Origin of the sequence: Streptomyces sp. NBC_00286, from assembly GCF_036173125.1 — a bacterium.
Lineage (GTDB): Bacteria > Actinomycetota > Actinomycetes > Streptomycetales > Streptomycetaceae > Streptomyces.
The window spans coordinates 4,749,794-4,767,654 of the sequence record NZ_CP108054.1 but is presented as its reverse complement, the minus strand read 5'-3'; the positions used below and the strand labels follow the sequence as shown (position 1 = coordinate 4,767,654).

Sequence of the window (17,861 nt, the reverse complement as noted above, 5' to 3'; positions counted from 1 at the left end):
CGGCCCGTACCGACTCCGCGCAGGGGTCACAACTGAGGTCCGGCTTCGGCTCCGAGTTCGCACCAGATGAACTTGCCGCCGGAGCCGTTGACTTTGAACCAGCCCCAGTCGTCGGCGTACGCGTCCACGATGCGCAGTCCGTGTCCCGACGTACTCGGGTTGGGCGTGGTCACCGGAGGCGTCGAATCCGTGTCCCAGGCGCCCAGGCGGAATGAAGGGCCCGACTGTCTGATCTTGAGGGCAGCGGGCCCTTCGGTGTGCCGGATCGCGTTGGAGAGCAGTTCGGAGGCGAGGAGTTCGGCGGGTTCGATGAGGGTGGGGAGGTGGTGGGAGGTGAGGATGTCGCGGAGGGCGCGGCGGCTGATGGGGACGGCTCGGGGGTCGTTGGGGATGTAGAGCGTGTACTCCCAGAGGGGTTTTGGCATACGGGTCTCCCGGAGCGGTGGCGGTGGAAGTGGAGCGGAAGTGGAGGGGTGAGGCGCGCGGCGGTGTCGGGCGGTGTCATTGCCGCGGCCGCCATGGCAGGGCGGGGCGGTGCGCTTCCGGTGGTCCCGGCGTTCCGCAGCGTGTGCGGCGCGTCACTGAAGGTAGGGGTCGAACTTGACCTGGGTCAAGCTCGTCCCCGAATATCGTGTCCTCAACTTGCGGGAGAAGAGGGGCAGATGGTTGCGAGAAGCGTCATCACCGTTCGCCAGGAGCGCCTGGGCAAGGAGCTACGTAAGCTCCGGGAACGGGCAGGGCTGGGCCTTCGGGAGGCGGCCCGTGCGACGGGCATCAACGAGGGCAAGCTCTCCAATGTGGAGGCAGGTCGCGTCGGGGTGAGCGCGGAGCGCGTACGGTTCCTGGCCACCCACTACGGAGCGGGCGACACCCCGCTCGTCGACGCCCTGGAGGTCATGGCGACCGAGCGGGTGCGCGGCTGGTGGGAGGAGCATCGCGGCCTGGTCCCACGGGGGTTCGTGGATCTTGCTGAGCTGGAGCACCACTCAACGCACTTGAGGTCGTTCGAGATCGTGCACATCCCCGGATTGCTGCAAATCGAGGAGCACGTACGAGCGCTCTACAGCGAACCGAGCTGGGGCATGGCCGAGGAGCAGCGCGAGGCTCGTACGCGGTTCCGTCTGCGGCGGCAGGAGGTCTTGGGCCGGGATGACCTCCCTTGCGAGGTGGTAATCCATGAGGCGGCCCTGCGGATCCGCAGGGCTGACCGCGGAGTTACGCGGCGACAGCTCCTACACATCCTGGAGCAGTCCGAACGGCCGCACGTCACCGTACGTGTGGTGCCGTTCGACCGAGACGGCTTCACGTTCAACAGCGCTGTGTTGATCCTTGGCGGTCCTGTTCCGCAGTTGGACACCGTCCTGGTGGACACCCCGCACGGCGGCAACTGCCTGGATGCGGAAGCACAGTTGGAAAGGTATCGGTGGGCGTTCGTGCAGGTGCAGAAGTCGGCACTGGGAGTCGTAGAGTCGAAGGACTTTCTCCACCAGCTCGCGCAGCACGTATGAAAGGCCCGAAATGACAGACGCCGTCGTATGGCAGAAGTCCTCGTTTTCCGGTGAGGGTGAGGCGCCCAACTGCCTGGAGGTCGCCGCCACCCAAGGAGCCCTGCGGCTCCGCGAAAGCGACGAGCCCGGAACCGTAATAACAACCAGCGGTACTGGACTCGCCGCCCTCATCCGCCACCTACGAACCGGCTGACCGGCTGCTCCGCCAGCGCGCGATCAAGTCCATCGAAGGAACCGCACTCACCACGGTGATGAGCACCCCCATCACCAGCAGTTCCTCATTCGCCCCGGCGTCGCAGGTCCAGCACGCCAGCCGTGAGTACGGTCAAACTCAGGCCGCTGAAGAGCAGTAGGAGCACCCACTCCAGACCGGCGGGCCGCCCGCCGTCCTCGACGTCCGGTACGTCGTCCCTATCCGCCTTGTGCGACACCGCACTTCCCCAGCGCGACCGAATGTCGCTGACCAGCAGCATGGCAACGATGGCGAGAACGAACCCGCCAAAAACAAACGTAACCAGCTGGTACGACAGCGACTGCCCGGCGAACACCCCGATCAGGACGGCGCCCACCCCCAGAGCAGCCACCCCCACCCGAAGCCCGAACGCGGCCAGCGGCGGAACGAGGGACCACTCGACCCACTCTCCGGCCCGGACGAGGGACTGAGGCGTCGTCCCAAGCCGCCGCCCGCCCCGCAGCACCACCCACCCCACACCCGCGACGATCGCACTCACCCCGGCGAGGCCGACCCCGTCCAGCCACGGCGCATCAAGCAACAGCAGCAAACCGAGCGGGACACCGAGGCCACCGACCCCCACCAGCAGCCGCCCGACGCCCCGCAACAGCAGCCCCAGCCACGCAGTCATGGTCCTTGACGGTACGTAGCCGACTGGGGACCCGTCCCAAGCCGGTTCGCGCGGATCAATTGACGGTCCTCGCCACCAGCCAGTCCCACAGCCTCAGCGCAGAGGAAACGGTGCAAGGTACTGGTCCCATTCCTCCGCTGCCCGCATCAACGTGGCCCGGTCCGTCTCGATCTCGACCACGTATTGATGGTGCTGTGACCGCATACGTTCACCGGGTTCGGGATCCGTGACGCCAGGAGCTGAGCTGCTGTCAGAGACGGCTTGTACTCTGCACTCATTCGACGATCGGACGATCACGAACACGGGCATGCGGGCACGGGGCGGGCGTCCAGGGGCGGGAGCGCGGGGATTTCGATGAGTGACGCACATCCGATACGAAGCCGCAGACCGGGCCTCTCGGTCGGTGTGCGGATCCTCGCCGTGGTCGTCCTCGCCGTGATCGGGGCCGTCGGCGCCTGGTTTCAGCGCGACGCTCCCGGCCACGACGTTCCCGGCCGGAGTGCGGAGCCGCGTACGGAGTTCACCGCGAGCAACCCGCCCGCCGGTCTGCCCACCGCGCTCACCACCGGCCAGCGCCTGCACTGGTCCCGCTGCACATCGCCGCCCACCGCGCGCACGGGCTACGACTGCGCCACCATGAAGACCCCCCTCGACTACCGGAAACCAGAGGGCAGGACGATCGACGTCGCCCTGATCCGCCGCAAGGCCACCGGCCCGAACGCCCGGCGCATCGGCTCACTCGTCCTCAACTTCGGCGGCCCCGGCGAGTCCGGCGTGAACGGATTGCCCGAATACCTCAACGAGTACAAGCCGCTCCTCGACCGCTACGACTTGGTCTCCTTCGACCCGCGCGGCGTTGGCGCGACCATCCCCGTGCGCTGCGGGAAGACCGCGGACGACACCGGCTACGAGGGGGCCGACGCCTGCGCTGAGCACTCCGGGGCGCTCCTCCCGTACATCGGCACCTCGCACACCGCGCGCGACCTCGACCTGATGCGCTACCTCCTCGGCGACGAGCGGCTGCACTACTTCGGCGTCTCGTACGGAACGACGCTCGGCGCGGTCTACGCTCACCTGTACCCGTCGCACGTCGGACGGCTCGTCCTCGAAGCGCCCGTCGATCCGACCAAGGACCTCAACGAGCGGCGGGTGTCGCGGGTCAAGGCGGTCCAGGCGGCGTTCGACCGGTTCGCTGCGCACTGCGCGGCCCGTATCCGCGACTGCCCGACCGGCGATGGGCCCGAGGAGGCCGCGCGACGCATGGCGCGCCTGGCCGACCGCCTGGAGAAGAAGCCCGCCCCGGCCGGCGGCGGAAGGAACCTCGACGCCGACGACCTCGCGTACACCGTCGGCGACCATCTCGACCTCGGCACAGACGGCTGGGCGCCGCTCGCCAAGGCTCTCACCGCGCTGATCGACCACAACGACGGCGGTCCGCTGAGCAAGGGCGCGGACGACATCGGCTCCGCCGAACGCGCGCCGGCCCCGCGCGACAACAGCCGCGTCGCCCGAACCGCGATCACCTGCGCGGACTCCAACCTGCGCCCTGGCTCCGAACGCCTCGACAGGGACGAGGCCCGCGTCAAAGCCGCCTCACCTGTCTTCGGCGCGGCCTGGTCCACCGGCGTCTACCTCTGTTACGACTGGCCGTTCGACGGCGAGCGCGCCACGCCCCAGGTGAACGCCGACGGCGCGGCCCCCGTCCTGGTGGTCGGCGGCACCGGCGACCCGACCACCCCATATCCCGGCGCCCGCCACATGGCCCGCGCCCTGGGCGACGGTGTCGGCGTACTCCTGACGGCCGAGGAGGAGGGCCACGGCACGTACCCGTACAACCGCTGCGTCACGGAGGCGGTCGACACCTACCTCCGCACGGGCCGCACCCCGGCCGAGGGGACGGTGTGCCGGGGCAACATGTCCTGAGGCCCGTACGGATCCGCCGGGCGGCCGTCAGCACAGCGGTTCGCTCGCAGGGGCCCAGGGCGTGCATCACCACACCGTCCGGTCCGAGACCGCCGTCGACCTCGCGGTAGAACTGAACCCCGCCACCAAAGCCACCGGCGCCTACCCTCTGGTCGAGATCGGCTACGCCCTCGTCTGCACCAAGGGCAACAATCCGCAGCAACTCCCAGTACTGCGCTCCTTCCTCGACTACGTCATCAGTAAAGAGGCACAGAAGTCAGCCGCCAACCTCGGTTATGCCCCCGTCCCGCCGAACTGGCCACGCGCGTACGGACAGCGGTACGCGGGCTCACGTGACCGCCGACCGTATCGGCTCCGATACACCCCTCGCCGCGGCAGGATCCACGCTGCCGAACACCCTGGGACGTAAGCCCGTCCCGAGCGGATCGCAGGCATCAAGCGCCGTACGGCCGATGCCCCACCGGTCCGGCGGCGAGCGGCACCCAAGGCGACGGATCGCCATCACGGGGCAGGGAATTACTGCCGGGACATGGGGATGCGGCGGCTTCCAGCAGCGGCCTGATCACCCGGTCTGGGACGTGGCGCCGGCACTCGCCCTGGGGCGGCGCGTCCCGTACGCGGCTCAGCGGGTCAGCGCGAAACCGACGAGCGAGACGGCGACCACGCAGACAGCCAGGAAGACCTGGTGCCGGAGCGGGGCCTTGAGGTGGTCCGTGGGCTCGCCTCTGCGCCACAGCTCGCCCACCTCCCTGAACAGCTTCCGCTGGGGGAGCAGGCCGAGTGTCAGGCCGATGTGGGCACACGAGTACCCGACGAGCGCCCCGGTCAGGCCGATGCCGTTCAACCGACAGACGACGATCAGGACCGCGCCGCAGGAGACCATGCTCACCGGGTAGGCGATACGGGCCTTCCGCAGGGGGACCATGCTGCCCATGAGGCAGCTGGACAGGACGGTGGACGCCGCGGCCAGCAGCCACAGCCATCCGATGGATACGGACGCGAGCATGGGGGGTGCCCTTCTGCTGAACGGTGTCGGCGCGGCCGCGTTGTTTTACGACCGTTTCACAGCACGTCGAAGGCCCACCGGGCCGCAGCCGCGCCCGCCACCGGAAGCACCAGCAGCGCCACACCCATCAGTGGCGGGAACGGCCCCCGCGCCCTCACCACCTGGCGCACCGCCAACGCCTTCTTCATCGCCGCGTCCGTCCGCGTCGTCGACAGAGGAGTCAGTGCCGTCGGCACGAGCAGGACCACCTCGCGCCAGCGCAGCCGGGCCTCGCCGTGGACGGGGAGGGTCCATGAGGAGATCCAGCCTCGGAAGGGGAGCAGGGCCAGGGCGATGCCCCAGAGGAATCCGGCGCAGGCGGTGAGAGTGGCCGGCCAGGGGGTGCCGGTGATGAAGTGCAGGGTGACGGCGAGGGCGGCGATGGCCGGGATGAGCGTGAGGGGGATCCAGCGTTCGTGTTTCGCGGGGAGCCAGCGCATCAGGACGCAGGATACGAGGACTTCCGGGATCATCACTGCGACGATCCAGAGGGAGATCGGCATCAAGGGCTCCGGCCGGACTTACAGGGTGACGGCGATGGCCATGATGATGACCACGAGATGGAGGGCGAAGAGGGCGATCTGACCGCCCGTCGGTACTGGTACGGGCTGTCCGGAACGGGCAGCCCGATCTGGCGTCCGATGTAGCGCGCGAAGACGACTCTCGTCAGGGTCAGGCTGAGGGTGGCCATCGTGTACAGCGCCAGCGGGGTGTTTCTCCCGTACTCCCGCACCGCCGAGTCCAGCGCGATGCCGAGTGCGGCACCCAAGGGGAGCACGATAGCTTTCCACTTGTTGTTCTTCTTCTCGAGGATCAGGGACTGGATCGCCACCGCCGCCGCGGTGCCCGCTACGAAGGCGGCGATCCACCGGTCGGTGCGGGAAAGTGGGAAGTCAGCACCGCAGGTCGTCCGGTGGTCACAGGAAGGCAGCCATGGCAGCCACGACCGCTGTGAAGGTGAGGAAGAAGACCGTGGTCTGCATGCCCGTCAGCTTTTCCATGGGGCGGCCCGAACGCACCAGCTCCATCTGACGCCTGATATGTCCGGCGAAGATGACTCGCGTGAGCGCCAGGCCGAGAGCAGTCGCGGTGAACAGCATCAGCGGGGTGTTTTCTTCGTACTCCCGTACCGCCGAGTCGAGGGCGATGAAGACCGCGGCGGCCAAGGGTGGCAGGAATGCCTTCCACTTGTTCTTCTTCTCGAGGATCAGGGACTGGATCGCCACCGCCAGGGCGAGGCCGGCCACGAAGGCCGCGATCCACCATTCGGTACGGGAGAAATGGGAGGTCAGCACGGGCTTCCTTCTGCTGGCGGATCTGCTGGTAGGCGTGTTGGTGGATGTGCGGGCACAGGTCTGACAGGGCGGGGTGGTGCGTGCGCACTCACGTGACGGTACGCACGCGCCACCCCAGGGCACGACGGTACTTACCAGGTGAGGACGCCGATCACCCCGGTCACAGTGTCACTGACGAGGCCGGACACTTTGGCGCCGATCTGCTCGTCCAGACCGCTTCTCTTGAGGACTGCGGCCTTGCCGATGAAGGCACCGCCGAGGATGAAGATGCCAAGGGCCTGGTGGAAGTCACTGCTGCCCCAGCCGTATCCCCTTCCAGTAAAGATGGTGCTCACCCCCTGGAGGCCCCAGGAAATGAGTCCGGCTCCGATAGCGAGCGGGCCGAAGATAGCGGCGGCCGGCCCGGAGACCAGGGCGGCCGCTCCGAACACGACCGACGCCGCTCCGAACACCGTGCTCCAATGCCCGGTGGCCTTCGCCCAATCCTTGTCGTCCCCCATGTCCTCCGGCCACATGCCCCAGTACTTGGTGTCTCCGGTGCCGTCGTCGTTGTCGGCGGTCTGGGAGGGGTTGGTGCCGTTCTGTGCGTGCTGCCGAGCTTCCTCGGCCACCTTGCGTGCGGCCTCGGCGGCCTCCACCCGCCGCTTCGCGGCGGCTACCGAGCGGGCCTCGCTGGCGGCGGCTGCCGCCGTCTTCGCGTCCTGCCCGGCTTGTTGGGCTGAAGCCGCCGCGGCGGAGGCGGAGGCCTGGGCGGAGGTGGCGGACGTCACCGCCTGCTTCGCGGACGTCACCGCCTGCCGCATCGAGTAGTTCGCGGTACGTGCGGCGCTGCGCGCGGTGACCGCCGCCGACTGAGCAGCCTTGGCAGACTGGGCGGCGGCGGCAGCCGACTTGTCAGCGTCGTCCGCGTTCGCCTTCGCTTCCTTCGCCGAGTTCACTGCGTCGGTGGCGTAGCCCTGCGCCTTTAGCGCCCACTCGGACGCCTCCTCCGCCGCCTCGCGGGCTTCCGCCGCGGCCTTGGACGCCAGGGCGGCGTCCTCCCGGGCCTTCGCAGCGACCTTCGCGGCGTGTGCGATGGCGGCGCGGATGGCGGCGACGTGGGTGGCGTGGTCATGGTCGAGGCGGGCGACGTGGAACTTGTCGCGGATGACGAAGGCGCGCCGCATGCGGGCGGAGCCCTCCAGCACTATCTGCGCCGCCGACTTCATGTACGGGCCGCCGGAGTTGAGGAGGCGGAAGACCTCGATGCTGTCGTCCTCCTTAGCCGCCTCCGCCAGCTCGATGGTGATGAACCGGTGCAGGGCTCGGGGGCTTCCGTCCTTCAGCGCCGCCTCTGCCTTCGCCTTTACCGCCGGCCCCGGGTTCTCGTTCAGGATTCCGAAGGTCAGGACGCGGTTCTCTTCGGCTGCCGCCTCGAGGACCCCGGTGTCGAGGAAGTCGCGTGCCGCGTTCGGGTCGTCGGCGGCCAGTGCTCGGTGCGCGGCCTCGGCGACGGCGGCGGGGGCGACCGATGCGATGGTGAGGACGTTCTCTCGGTCGTCCTGGCCTTGGGCGAGAATACGGTCGGTGCCGATCCAGTTGACGACATCCTCGTCGGTGCCGGCGAGGGCGAACTCGGCGGCCTCTCGGGTCCAGCTGCCGGTGGCGTCAAGGAGCTTGATGGCGGCCTTCCGGCCGGTCGCGACGGCGGTGGCGGTGTCTCCGGAGTTCAACGCGGTCTTGGCGGAGGCGATCAGGTCCTTGATCTCCGAGGAGGTCATGTCCGACTGGGTGCGCTGCCGGTCGGCCCGGGCGGCGTCGTCGGTCTCGGCCTTGGCCCTGGTACGGGCCTCTAGGACGCCGATTTCGGTGTCCTCGGCGATCCTCGCGGTCTCCGCCTCGCGGGCCGCCTTCTCCACCGCCTGGGCTTCCTTGACGGCGTTGGAGGCTGTGGTGGCCGCCTGAACCGCCGCGTTGGCGTAGTCGGTGGACCGCTTGGCGTACTCGATTGCCTTGCCCGCGTTGGCGGCAGCATCGTCGGCCGCGTCGGCGGCCTTAAGAGCGTGGGCGGCGGCGCTGTTCGCGGCGTCACGCGCCACGCGGGCAGCGGCGGCTGCCCTGTTCGCCAGCGTCTGCGCGGTGCCCGCGGCGCGGGTGGCCCGGGCCGCGGCGGCATCCGCCTCAGCGGCGGCGGCCCGGGCCCTCGCGGCCTGGGATTGGGCGGCGCCCGCGCTGGAGGCAGCGCTCGCGGCTGCGTTGGCGGCAGCTGCGGCGTTCTGCGCGGCGCTCGCGGCGGCAGATCCGGCAGCGGAGGCGTTCTGGGAGGCGATGGCGGCCTGGTCGGCAGCCTTGGCGGCGGTGGTCGCTCGCTTGGCGGCGTCCCGGGCTCCCTGGGCGGCCTGGCGGGCGGCTGAGGCCTTAGACGCGTCCTTGGAGGCGGCGATGGCCGCGTTGTAGGCGCGGGAGGCGGCGCTTCCGGCCGATGCGGCGGCGGCAGCGGCGGCTTGGGCGGCCTGGGCGGCGCGGCTGGAGGCGGCCTGGGCGGTGCGAGAAGCGGAGATCGCCGTATTGGCGGCGTCGGCGGCCCCCTCCGCGGCGCTCGCGGCCTTGTTCGCGGCGACGGCCGACTTGCGGACGTCTTGTTGGGCGGCGCGCGCCTCCTCCGCCGCCTGCAGCGCGGCGGCCTTGGCTTTCTCAGCGGCTTTCTTCGCGCGGTCGGAGGCCGCGACGGCCTGTTCCGTCTGGAGCTGGGCCCGCTTGCCCTCGCGTTGCACGATCGCCACCAACTGGTCGATCGTCGCAGCCTCTTCGTCCCGAGCACGAGCGATGAACTGGCCGGAGACCAGGAACTGGTGGATCGCCTGGGGGGTTCCGTCGTTCAGGGCGCGCTCCGCATACAGCTTCACCTGGGGGGAGGCGGTGTTGAGGATGGTGAAGACCGCTACCCGTTCGTCTTCCTGCCGAGCTGTGTACTGAGTCTCTTCGAGGAACTTCCGCAGGGCCGCCTGGGTGCCTGTGTTGAGTGCTTTGTTGGCCTCCCGCTTCACAGCAGTGCCGCTGTTGTTCAGGATGGTGAACACCGCGACCCGCAGGTCCGTCACCAGGGGCTGTGCGAACCCGTCGAGCAGGTAGTCGGCGATCGCGTCGTCCCCTGCGGACAACGCCGTCTCAGCCGACTCACGGGTGGACGGGCCGGCGTAGGAAAGACCAGAAAAGATGGCGAAGCGGTTGTCGTCCGTGGTTGTCCGCTGCAGTTCGCTGGTGAGGAAGGTCGATACGGCAGCCGAAGAGCCGGCAAGGGCGATAGCGGCGGCTTCGCGGGTGGACCGGCCGCCTGTCTTGTACGCCCACACGGCCTTGCCCCGGTCGGTGTCTGGCAGACCGGTATCTGTGGGATCGGCGGCGTAGGCGGGTGTGGCGCCCAGGGTGAGAACCGAGGGCAGAACGGGGACCGCCGCAATGCCGGCGACGCTCGTGAGTATCCGGCGTCTGCTCCACAATGACGCTGACAAAGTGCAAATCCTCCCGTTTGGCCGTAATGGGATACGGCTGTCGAAAACATGAGGCGGCTCCCCAACTCGCGTGATTCACGCGGGGGTTGAGGAGCCTACGGAATTCGAAGGTACGGATGAAATTTTGCCGAGTCAATATCAATCCGCTATCCGTTCCCGGGGTGTCGGGAAGCCGCAAAAAAGCGGAATGTTACGTACCTGATATCTTTTCTTTTCTAAACTTCGATAGTTTTCCGTACAACCCTTATTGGATGTGACGCAGGTCACGATCCATCTATCGCGTCTGACCATTTTGCGAAGCTATTACCTATGGACAAGCTTTAGGTGAACGGCTTTGTATGCATGAAGCTGCGGATATGGGCGGGGGGTGATTCCGTTGGCATGCGTACTTTTCGTCGTGCTGAAGTCTCTAAAAAGAATCGCGGACCCTGGCGTGTCGCAGCTTTCACGCCCGTTTTTGGATCCGTTCCGGGCCTTTGGCCGGAACCGATGATTAGGACCGAGATGAAGGCACGTAGCACCACCGCACCAAGGACCAGACGCTTCGTGGCGCGCACCCTGGCCGCCTCCGTGGCCGCGGGTGCCCTGGCGTGGCTCGTGATGACGGGGGGCCCGGCGGGAACGCCCGCCGACAAGAACTCCACCTCGGTCGAAGCCGCCGCCGACGAGGCCCCGGGCTACGCGGTCGAGGACTTCAACTACCCGCAGGCGGACAAGATCCTCGAAGAGCAGGGCGTCGTCCTCAAGCGCGGCGACGGCCGCATCACCCTGGCCGAGTGCGTCAGCGGGACCGGTCAGCTGGAGATCTACTCCCGCGCGAATCAGAAGGTCTGCTTCAGCGTCACCGGTGATGCCGGCTGGCTGACGCTGGAGATCGCCTCCGTCTACGGCGTCCAGACCAACTCGTACGACACCGAGCTCGACCTGACCGTCGACAGCAAGGAGACGTCCGTCGACGTCCCCGCGAACTCCTTCCAGGCAGTGGGCGAGAGCGCCGACCCGGAGGGTCGCGAGCACATGCTCGTGGAGATCAGGACCTCCAAGTAGCGCCCCGTTCAAGCCCGTTGCCCGCTCTGCCTTCAAGGAACTGAACTCATGCGACACACCAGACCCGTGCGCCTTGCCGCACTGGCCTCATCCCTGATCGCGGGATCCGTTGCGCTGACCGCCGCGCCCGCCGCCGCCGTGACCGGCCCCGAGGTCGCCTCCGGTGACACCACCCACGCCTACACCGCGCAGCTGATCGTCGGTGACCACGCCCGTGGCTGCTCCGGCGTTCTGGTCGACCGGGAGTGGCTGCTCACCGCGGCCAGTTGCTTCGCCGACAACCCGGCCGCCAGTCTCGCGGTGCCCGCCGGCAAGCCGGCGCTGAAGACGACCGCGACCATCGGCCGCTCCGACCTGGCCGGCACCGGCGGTGCCGTGCGCCAGGTCGTCGAGCTCGTCCCGCGTACGGACCGTGATGTGGTCCTGGCCCGCCTGAACCGGCCGGTCACCAATGTCGCCCCCGTTGCTCTGGCCACCACCGCGCCCGCCGCGGGCGAGGAGCTGAAGTTCGCCGGGTACGGGCGTACCAAGACCGAGTGGGCGCCGCTGAAGCTGCACACCGGGGCGTTCTCGGTGGACGCTGCCGCCGCCACGACGGCCACGGTCACCGGCAAGGACGGCGCGGCCGCCTGCATGGGTGACACCGGCGGCCCCGTGGTCCGCGTGGCGGGCGGCGCGCACCAGCTGGTCGCTGTCAACAGCCAGTCGTACCAGGGCGGTTGCTTCGGCATCGACGCCGCCGTCACCGACACCGGCGCCATCACCGCCCGCGTGGACGACCTGGCCTCCTGGGTGGACTCCAAGGTCGGCGCCAACCGCGTCACCGACTTCAACTGCGACGGCGTCGAAGACATCGCCATCAGCGACCCGCAGGCCACCGTCGGCGGCGACGCCAACGCCGGACTCGTCCGCGTCATGTACGGCGGCGGTAAGGGCACCGCCGAGATCACCCAGGATCTGGACTGGGTGACCGGCAACTCCGAGCCCAGTGACTGGTTCGGCCAGGAGATCGCCACCGTCGACTGGGACGAGGACGGCTGCACCGAGCTGGTCGTGGGCACCGCCGGCGAGGACATCGGCAACGTCGCCGACCCCGGCGTGGTCGACATCCTGCACGGCGCTCCGGGCGGCCTGGGCACCGGCGCGAAGAAGGGCACTCACCTCGAGGAGGGCCAGGGCGCCGGAGCCATCGGCGACTCCGGCGTCGAGGCCGGTGACCGCATGGGCGACTCGCTGGCCGCCGGTACCACCGCCGCGGGCGAACCGTTCCTGATCATCGGTGTGCCCGGTGAGTCCATTGGCAGTGTCGCCAGGGCGGGCGACTTCTTCTATCTGCGTGGCGCCACCAATATCGCCGTCCACCAGGACAGCACGGACGTGCCGGGCACCGTGGAGGCCAGCGACGGCTTCGGCAGCACCATGACCGCCGACGGCAACCGCTTCGCCATCGGCTCCCCCGGCGAGGCCATCGGCTCCGACGCGGGCGCCGGCATGGTCACGGTCTTCGACCACACGCTGAATTCCGAGGGCAGGCCCACCCCGCGCTTCGCCCTCGAACAGGACCTCGACACCGTCTCCGGCAGCGCCGAGCCCAACGACCAGTTCGGCTCCGCCCTGGCCATCACCCCCTACCGCCCCTCCGGCGCGGCGGCGGCCACAGAGTCGATCCTCACCGTCGGCGCCTGGGGCGAGGACCTGACCATCGGCGGCGCCAACAAGTCCGACGCCGGCACCGCCCTGACCTTCCGCATCCCCACCGCGGGCGGCAGCTTCACCCAGCTCAACTCCTACAGTCAGGGCGTCGGCGGCGACGACGTGACCGGCACCGCCGAGACCGGCGACCGCTTCGGCTGGAGTGTGACCGCCGTCAACACCGCACCCCGCGCGGTGAGCACCACGGCGACGATGAAGTTCGCGGTGGGCGTCCCGGAGGAGACCGTCGGTACGGCAGCCAAGGCGGGCACCATCCACACCTTCTCCCTGCTGGGCGCCCCCGGCGCCAACGACAGGTTGGTGGAGCCCGGCAACAACGCCGGCCTCCCCGGCACCCCGGGCGCCAACCAACTCGTCGGCCGCAGCCTCCACTTCACCGGCACCCACCTGTACGTCGGCATGCCGTACGGCCCGGGCACCCACGGCGCCCTGCACGCCCTGCCGATGGCCAACGTGACCGCCGGCGCCACGTCGACCGCGATCACCACCTACCAGCCCGGCCAGGGCGGCCTCCCCGCCACCGGCACCCGCTTCGGCTACGCGGCGCGGTAACCCACGAGCAGGGCCCTGCCCTGAGCGGTTCGTACGAAAGGCGCCTGACCGGGAGAGTTCCCGTCAGGCGCCTTTTCGGTCACCCAAGGTCCAGGTCCTCCTCCGTGACATCGAAGCGGGCCCAGAGGGTGCGCTCAGCACTCGATGCTGTTCACGGTCAGCCCGCGCCGCCAGGGCCTGGATCAGGCAGTGGCGGCGAACCACACACCGAGACTCAATATGGTGGCAAAAGACGCCGTGGCCTGAAGGGCCAATGGGCGAGACATGCGCACGTTCTGATCTCCCGATTCCGCGCTGATTCTGTACAGTTCGCGCAGCTCCGGCCGGTGTCCCAGACCGGCGAACCAAAGCGCTGCCACGGCGGAGCTGTACATCGGTAGCAGCTGTCCCAGGTGAAACCTGTTCGAAGCAGCGAAAATGATCACACCGAAAACCATCACCAGGATTCCTGCGACTGACATCATCTCTTGTGCGCGATTTGCGGCTACCGATCGGTAAAACGTAACGCATCCTACGGATACGCCGATGGCGACAACCCACCAGAGCACCAGGGGGAGCTCCGGGGCGGAGGAAATGCTGGACACGCTGTACTCCATGGGCCGTGATGCCTGAGGGCCGGCGGATCAGGCACTGGCGGCGAACCAGATTCCCAGGCCGCAGAGGATCAGCAGACTTGCGGTGAACTGAAGGGTCAGCAAAGGAGAGATGCGGACGTTCTCATCTCCTTCTTCGGCGCTGGTCCGCCACATCTCACGCAGTTCCTTGCTGTGTCCCACGCCTGCGAGCCATGTCGCCGCGATCGTGCAGCCGTACATCGGCAGGAGTTGGCCGAGATGGAGTTTGTAGGCGGCACCGAAAAGGACTGCTGCGACGATTCCGGCCAGAGGCCCGGCGATGGCCATGATGCGCTGTGCCCGGTTTGTGGCAACTGACCGGTACAGGGTGGTGAATCCTACTGATGCGGCGATGGCGACAACCCACCAGAACACCAGGGGGAGCTCCGGGGCGGAGGGAATGCTGGACACGCTGTGCTCCATGTGGGAGATCTGACGCGGGGGGCGGGGTGACACGACAGCTCACCCCGCCCCGTAGGGCGAACTTATCCGAACAGGCTGCCGACGATCGACGCGCCACCTGCGGCCAGGCCACCGAGCGAGTCGGTGACCTGCTTGGTCGCGTTGCCAACTGACTGGGCTGCGGCGGAGATTCCGTCGTCGACATAGCTCAGGCCCCACTTCGCCACGGAGCCCTGGCCGGCGAGGATACCGGCGACCGCGAGCCCGCCGACTGCGGAGATGAACTTGTCGCTGGTCCAGCCGTACTTGGCGCCGGTCAGCCCGGCGGCCAGGATTCCGCTGCCCCAGGAGAGCGCGGTGAGGACCGGCACCGCGACAGGAGCGAACGGTGTGAAGGCGGACACGGCGGCGGCGACGCCGAACACACCGCTGGCGATGTTGAGGTACTTGATCGCGTCGTCCGTGCTCTCGGCCTGGGCCAAGGAGGGCTGGACATCGCGCCACTGGGTCGAGTCGGCGGACGGGTCCGTGCCGTTCGCGGCGTCCGCTTCGGCCTTCGCCTTGGCCTCGGCCGCCTTCTGCGCCTGTTCCTGGCGGTACTTGTCCCGCGCGACCTTCTTCGCCTCGTCCGAGGCCGCCTTGGCAGCGGCGGCGTCCTCCCCGGCAGCGATCTTGTCGGCGTAGGCCCGGTCCGCGGCGGCCTGGGCGCTCGCTGCGGCTTCGGCGGCCCTGGTGGCGGAGGCGAGCGCCTGGTTCGCGTAGTAGTTGGCGCGGCGTCCGGCCTGGCGGGCGGTGGCAGCCGCGTCGTTGGCCTTCTTGGCGGAGTTGAAGGCCGCGTCCGCGGACTGCTGCGCCTGGTTCGCCGAGGCCAGCGCGTCCTTGGCATAGTCCGAGGCCTTGAGCGCATACGTACTGGCCTTGTCGGCCCAGTCCTGGGCGTCATCGGCCGCATCGCGGGCTTCGGCGGCGGCCTTCTGCGCTTCGGCGGCGCTCTGCTGTGCCTCCCAGGCGACCTGGGAGGCCTGCGCGATCAGCGTCCGTACGGCATTGACGTGCGTTGCCGTGTCCTGGTCGAGCAGCGTGGCCCGGATGCCGACGCGCTCCACGAACGAGCGGACCATCCACGCGGGGCCTTCGAGGGCGGCCTGCGCGGTGGCCTTGTACCAGTCGCCGCCCTGGTCCAGCGTGGCGAGGATGGTGACGCGGTCGTCCTCCGCCTGCGCAGCGGCGTAGCCGCTGCTGAGGAAGTCGTGCAGGGCCTTCGGGCTGCCGTCGTCCAGGGCCGCGTTGCCGGCCGTGGTCACGGCCTTGCCGGCCCCGTTCATCAGACTGAGGATGTGCACGCGGTAGTCCTCGGCCTGCGCCTCGTATGCGCCGGTCGTCAGGAACTTCTCGACCTGAGCGGCGTCGTTCGCCGCCAGGACGTTCTGCGATGCCGTGGCCAGGTGGACGTTGCCGGACTCGGCCAGACCGACGACCTTGTCCCGGTCGTCCATCTGCGCGGCCTTGACCCGTGCGGTCTCCAGCCACTCGAGCAGGTCGGCGTCGGCGCCGGAGAGGGCCTGTGCCGCGGCCTCCCCGGTCCACACGCCGGTGTCCTGCAGCTGGATCGCCACCGCGGCCTGCCTGCCGAGGGTGACTTTCTTGGCCTGGTCCGTCTCCGCGGCCGCCTGCGCGAGGAGGTCGGTCGCCTCCTTCGCCAGCGCCGCCTGCTCGGTCTGCACCTTCTCTGCCCGTGCCCGGGCGGCGTCGTCGGCCGCCTTGAGCTCCCGGGCCTCCAGCACCGCGCGCTCAGCCTCGGCGGCCAGCTGCTCCGCCTCGGCGTCCCGGGTGAGCTGCTCGATCGACTGCGCCTGCAGTACGGCGTCGGTGGCGTTGTCGGCCGCTTCGGTGGCGGCGTTGGCGTGCGTCGTCGACTTGTTCGCGTAGTCGAGTGCCTCGCCGGCGTGGTCGGCTGCGTCGTTGGCGTAGCCGGCGGCCTTCTCGGCGTGGTCCGCAGCGCTGTTGGCGGCATCCCGGGCAGCGCGGGCGGCCGTTGCCGCCCGGCCGGCGAGGGTGGTGGCTCGGCCGGCCGCCGCGGTCGCGGTGTCTGCGGCCCGCTGCGCCACGGCGGCGGCCTGACGGGCTTCCTGCGCCTTGGCGGCGGAAACACCCGAGTACTCGGCCGCCGCGGCGGCGGCCTTGGCGGCCGCGGCGGCGTTCTGCCCGGCGGAGGCGGCCGCGTTGGCGGAGTTGCTGGCCTCGTCGGAGGCGGTCGCCGCGTGGTCGGCGGCGGCGGCGGCCGTACGGGCGTTGTTCGCCGCGGCGAGAGCGGCCTTGGCGGCGTCGCGCGCGGCCTGCGCCTTGCCGGCGTCCTTCGAAGCGGCGGTCGCGGCACCGTTGGCGCGGGCGGCGGCGCGCCCCGCCGCGGCGGCGGCCGCCGCGGCGGCGCTCGCGGCGGACGCGGCCCGCCGGGAGGCGGACACCGCGGTGACGGAGGCGCCGATGGCGGTCCGTGCGGCCTGCGCGGCACCGGTCGCGGCGGAGGCCGCACGGCCTGCGGCAGCGCTGGCCTTGGCCGCATCCCCCTGAGCGGCCTCGGTCTCCTGCTGCGCCTTGAGCGCGGCCTCCTTGGCCAGCCGCGCGGCCTCCTTGGCCTGGACGGAGGCCTCCTTGGCCGCATCGGTCTCGGCCTTGGCCCGCGCGCTCTCTTTCTCCACCAGTTTCGCCAGCTCGGTGATGGAGAGCATCTCCTCGTCACGGGCGCGCGCGATGTGCTGGCCGGTCTCGAGGAACCAGGCGACGTCCGCGACGCCGGCGTCCAGTGCGCGGTTCGCCTGCTTCTGGACCTCGGGTCCGCCCGCGAACATGACCGTCAGGGTGTCCACCCGGTTGTCTTCGGCCCGGGCGGTGTGCTGACCGGTGGTCAGGAAGTCGTCAAGGGCCTTGGCGCTGCCGTCGTCCAGAGCCTTCTGGCCGGCGGTCTTCATGGCTCGCCCGCCGTTGTTCATCAAGGTCAGCACAGCGACCCGGCGGTCCTCCGCCAGCGACGTCTGGTAGCCGGAGGCCAGGAACGTATGGATTTCCGCTCCCGTGCCGGACAGCGCCGTCTGCGCGGCGGCGTAAACGCCCTTGCCCGCATACGGCAGCATCGTCAGGACCGCGACCCGCGCGTCCTCCACCTGCAGTCGGGCGAGGTCGTTGGCCACGAAGCTTGCTACGTCGGCGTCGGTGCCCACCAGCGCGCGGGCGGCGGCTTCGCGGGTGCCGCGCCCACCGGTCCGGAGGGCTTCAAGTGCCTTGCCGCGGTCGGTGATGGGTACCCCGTCCGCAGTCCCGGCAGCGTACGCGGCTCGCGTGCTGAGCAAGGATCCGGCGGCTGCGGCAACACTTCCCCCGGCGAGCATCCGGAGGAAGGTTCTACGGTCC

At 69.5% G+C, this 17,861-nt stretch carries 16 protein-coding genes; 6 read left to right on the top strand and 10 right to left on the bottom strand.

The genetic code is table 11. The annotated features are described in order from the left end of the window. Positions 1 to 26: 26 nt before the first annotated feature. Entirely contained in the window at positions 27 to 425 is a 399-nt protein-coding gene (locus OHT21_RS21705) for an ATP-binding protein (RefSeq protein WP_328770021.1), read from the bottom strand. Positions 426 to 662: 237 nt separating this feature from the next. Here OHT21_RS21705 and OHT21_RS21700 point away from each other — a divergent pair, with 237 nt between their 5' ends. Then, complete coding sequence (locus OHT21_RS21700) at positions 663 to 1,508, top strand: helix-turn-helix domain-containing protein (RefSeq protein ID WP_328770020.1); 846 nt, start codon at positions 663 to 665, stop codon at positions 1,506 to 1,508. Positions 1,509 to 1,518: 10 nt separating this feature from the next. Beyond that, positions 1,519 to 1,701: a DUF397 domain-containing protein gene (locus OHT21_RS21695; RefSeq protein WP_328770019.1), complete on the top strand. Its 183-nt coding sequence runs from the start codon at positions 1,519 to 1,521 to the stop codon at positions 1,699 to 1,701. Positions 1,702 to 1,786: 85 nt separating this feature from the next. On the opposite strand, the gene OHT21_RS21690 is transcribed toward OHT21_RS21695, so the two are convergent. Further along, complete coding sequence (locus OHT21_RS21690) at positions 1,787 to 2,371, bottom strand: hypothetical protein (protein WP_328770018.1); 585 nt, start codon at positions 2,369 to 2,371, stop codon at positions 1,787 to 1,789. A 354-nt stretch (positions 2,372 to 2,725) separates the two neighbouring features. On the opposite strand from OHT21_RS21690, the gene OHT21_RS21685 reads away from it, so the two are divergent. Next, the gene (locus tag OHT21_RS21685; protein ID WP_328770017.1) at positions 2,726 to 4,294 is read left to right on the top strand and encodes an alpha/beta hydrolase; all 1,569 of its coding nucleotides are present in this window, start codon (positions 2,726 to 2,728) and stop codon (positions 4,292 to 4,294) included. A gap of 61 nt (positions 4,295 to 4,355) precedes the next feature. Then, the gene (locus OHT21_RS21680) at positions 4,356 to 4,703 is read left to right on the top strand and encodes a hypothetical protein (protein WP_328770016.1); all 348 of its coding nucleotides are present in this window, start codon (positions 4,356 to 4,358) and stop codon (positions 4,701 to 4,703) included. Positions 4,704 to 4,916: 213 nt separating this feature from the next. Here the strand turns inward: OHT21_RS21680 and OHT21_RS21675 are convergent, their stop codons facing one another. The 5 genes from OHT21_RS21675 to OHT21_RS21655 all read right to left on the bottom strand — a co-directional run bounded on the left by OHT21_RS21675 (position 4,917) and on the right by OHT21_RS21655 (position 10,125). After that, on the bottom strand, positions 4,917 to 5,300 hold the full coding sequence (locus OHT21_RS21675) for a hypothetical protein (RefSeq protein ID WP_328770015.1): 384 nt from the start codon (positions 5,298 to 5,300) through the stop codon (positions 4,917 to 4,919). 56 nt (positions 5,301 to 5,356) lie between these two features. Beyond that, positions 5,357 to 5,842 (bottom strand): hypothetical protein, encoded by a 486-nt coding sequence (locus OHT21_RS21670; RefSeq protein ID WP_328770014.1) that lies wholly within the window; start codon positions 5,840 to 5,842, stop codon positions 5,357 to 5,359. Further along, positions 5,842 to 6,171 carry a hypothetical protein gene (locus tag OHT21_RS21665; protein ID WP_328770013.1) on the bottom strand — a complete coding sequence of 110 codons (330 nt, stop codon included), beginning with the start codon at positions 6,169 to 6,171 and terminating at the stop codon, positions 5,842 to 5,844. Before OHT21_RS21665 ends, OHT21_RS21670 begins: the two co-directional genes overlap by 1 nt. A gap of 85 nt (positions 6,172 to 6,256) precedes the next feature. Beyond that, a complete protein-coding gene (locus tag OHT21_RS21660) occupies positions 6,257 to 6,634 on the bottom strand; it encodes a hypothetical protein (protein ID WP_328770012.1) in 378 nt (125 codons plus the stop codon). Positions 6,635 to 6,765: 131 nt separating this feature from the next. Beyond that, positions 6,766 to 10,125 (bottom strand): hypothetical protein, encoded by a 3,360-nt coding sequence (locus tag OHT21_RS21655; protein WP_328770011.1) that lies wholly within the window; start codon positions 10,123 to 10,125, stop codon positions 6,766 to 6,768. Positions 10,126 to 10,671: 546 nt separating this feature from the next. Here OHT21_RS21655 and OHT21_RS21650 point away from each other — a divergent pair. Further along, positions 10,672 to 11,172 carry a hypothetical protein gene (locus tag OHT21_RS21650; RefSeq protein WP_328770010.1) on the top strand — a complete coding sequence of 167 codons (501 nt, stop codon included), beginning with the start codon at positions 10,672 to 10,674 and terminating at the stop codon, positions 11,170 to 11,172. Between the two features lie 48 nt (positions 11,173 to 11,220). Continuing rightward, positions 11,221 to 13,437, top strand: a complete 2,217-nt coding sequence (locus OHT21_RS21645; protein ID WP_328770009.1) for a S1 family peptidase — start codon at positions 11,221 to 11,223, stop codon at positions 13,435 to 13,437. Positions 13,438 to 13,619: 182 nt separating this feature from the next. Here OHT21_RS21645 and OHT21_RS21640 read toward each other — a convergent pair whose 3' ends face one another. The 3 genes from OHT21_RS21640 to OHT21_RS21630 form a co-directional block, all read right to left on the bottom strand. Then, on the bottom strand, positions 13,620 to 14,021 hold the full coding sequence (locus tag OHT21_RS21640) for a hypothetical protein (RefSeq protein WP_328770008.1): 402 nt from the start codon (positions 14,019 to 14,021) through the stop codon (positions 13,620 to 13,622). A gap of 39 nt (positions 14,022 to 14,060) precedes the next feature. After that, positions 14,061 to 14,474 (bottom strand): hypothetical protein, encoded by a 414-nt coding sequence (locus OHT21_RS21635; protein ID WP_328770007.1) that lies wholly within the window; start codon positions 14,472 to 14,474, stop codon positions 14,061 to 14,063. A gap of 62 nt (positions 14,475 to 14,536) precedes the next feature. Then, positions 14,537 to 17,800, bottom strand: coding sequence for an ALF repeat-containing protein (locus OHT21_RS21630; protein WP_328770006.1), 3,264 nt, complete (start codon positions 17,798 to 17,800; stop codon positions 14,537 to 14,539). Positions 17,801 to 17,861: the final 61 nt, after the last annotated feature.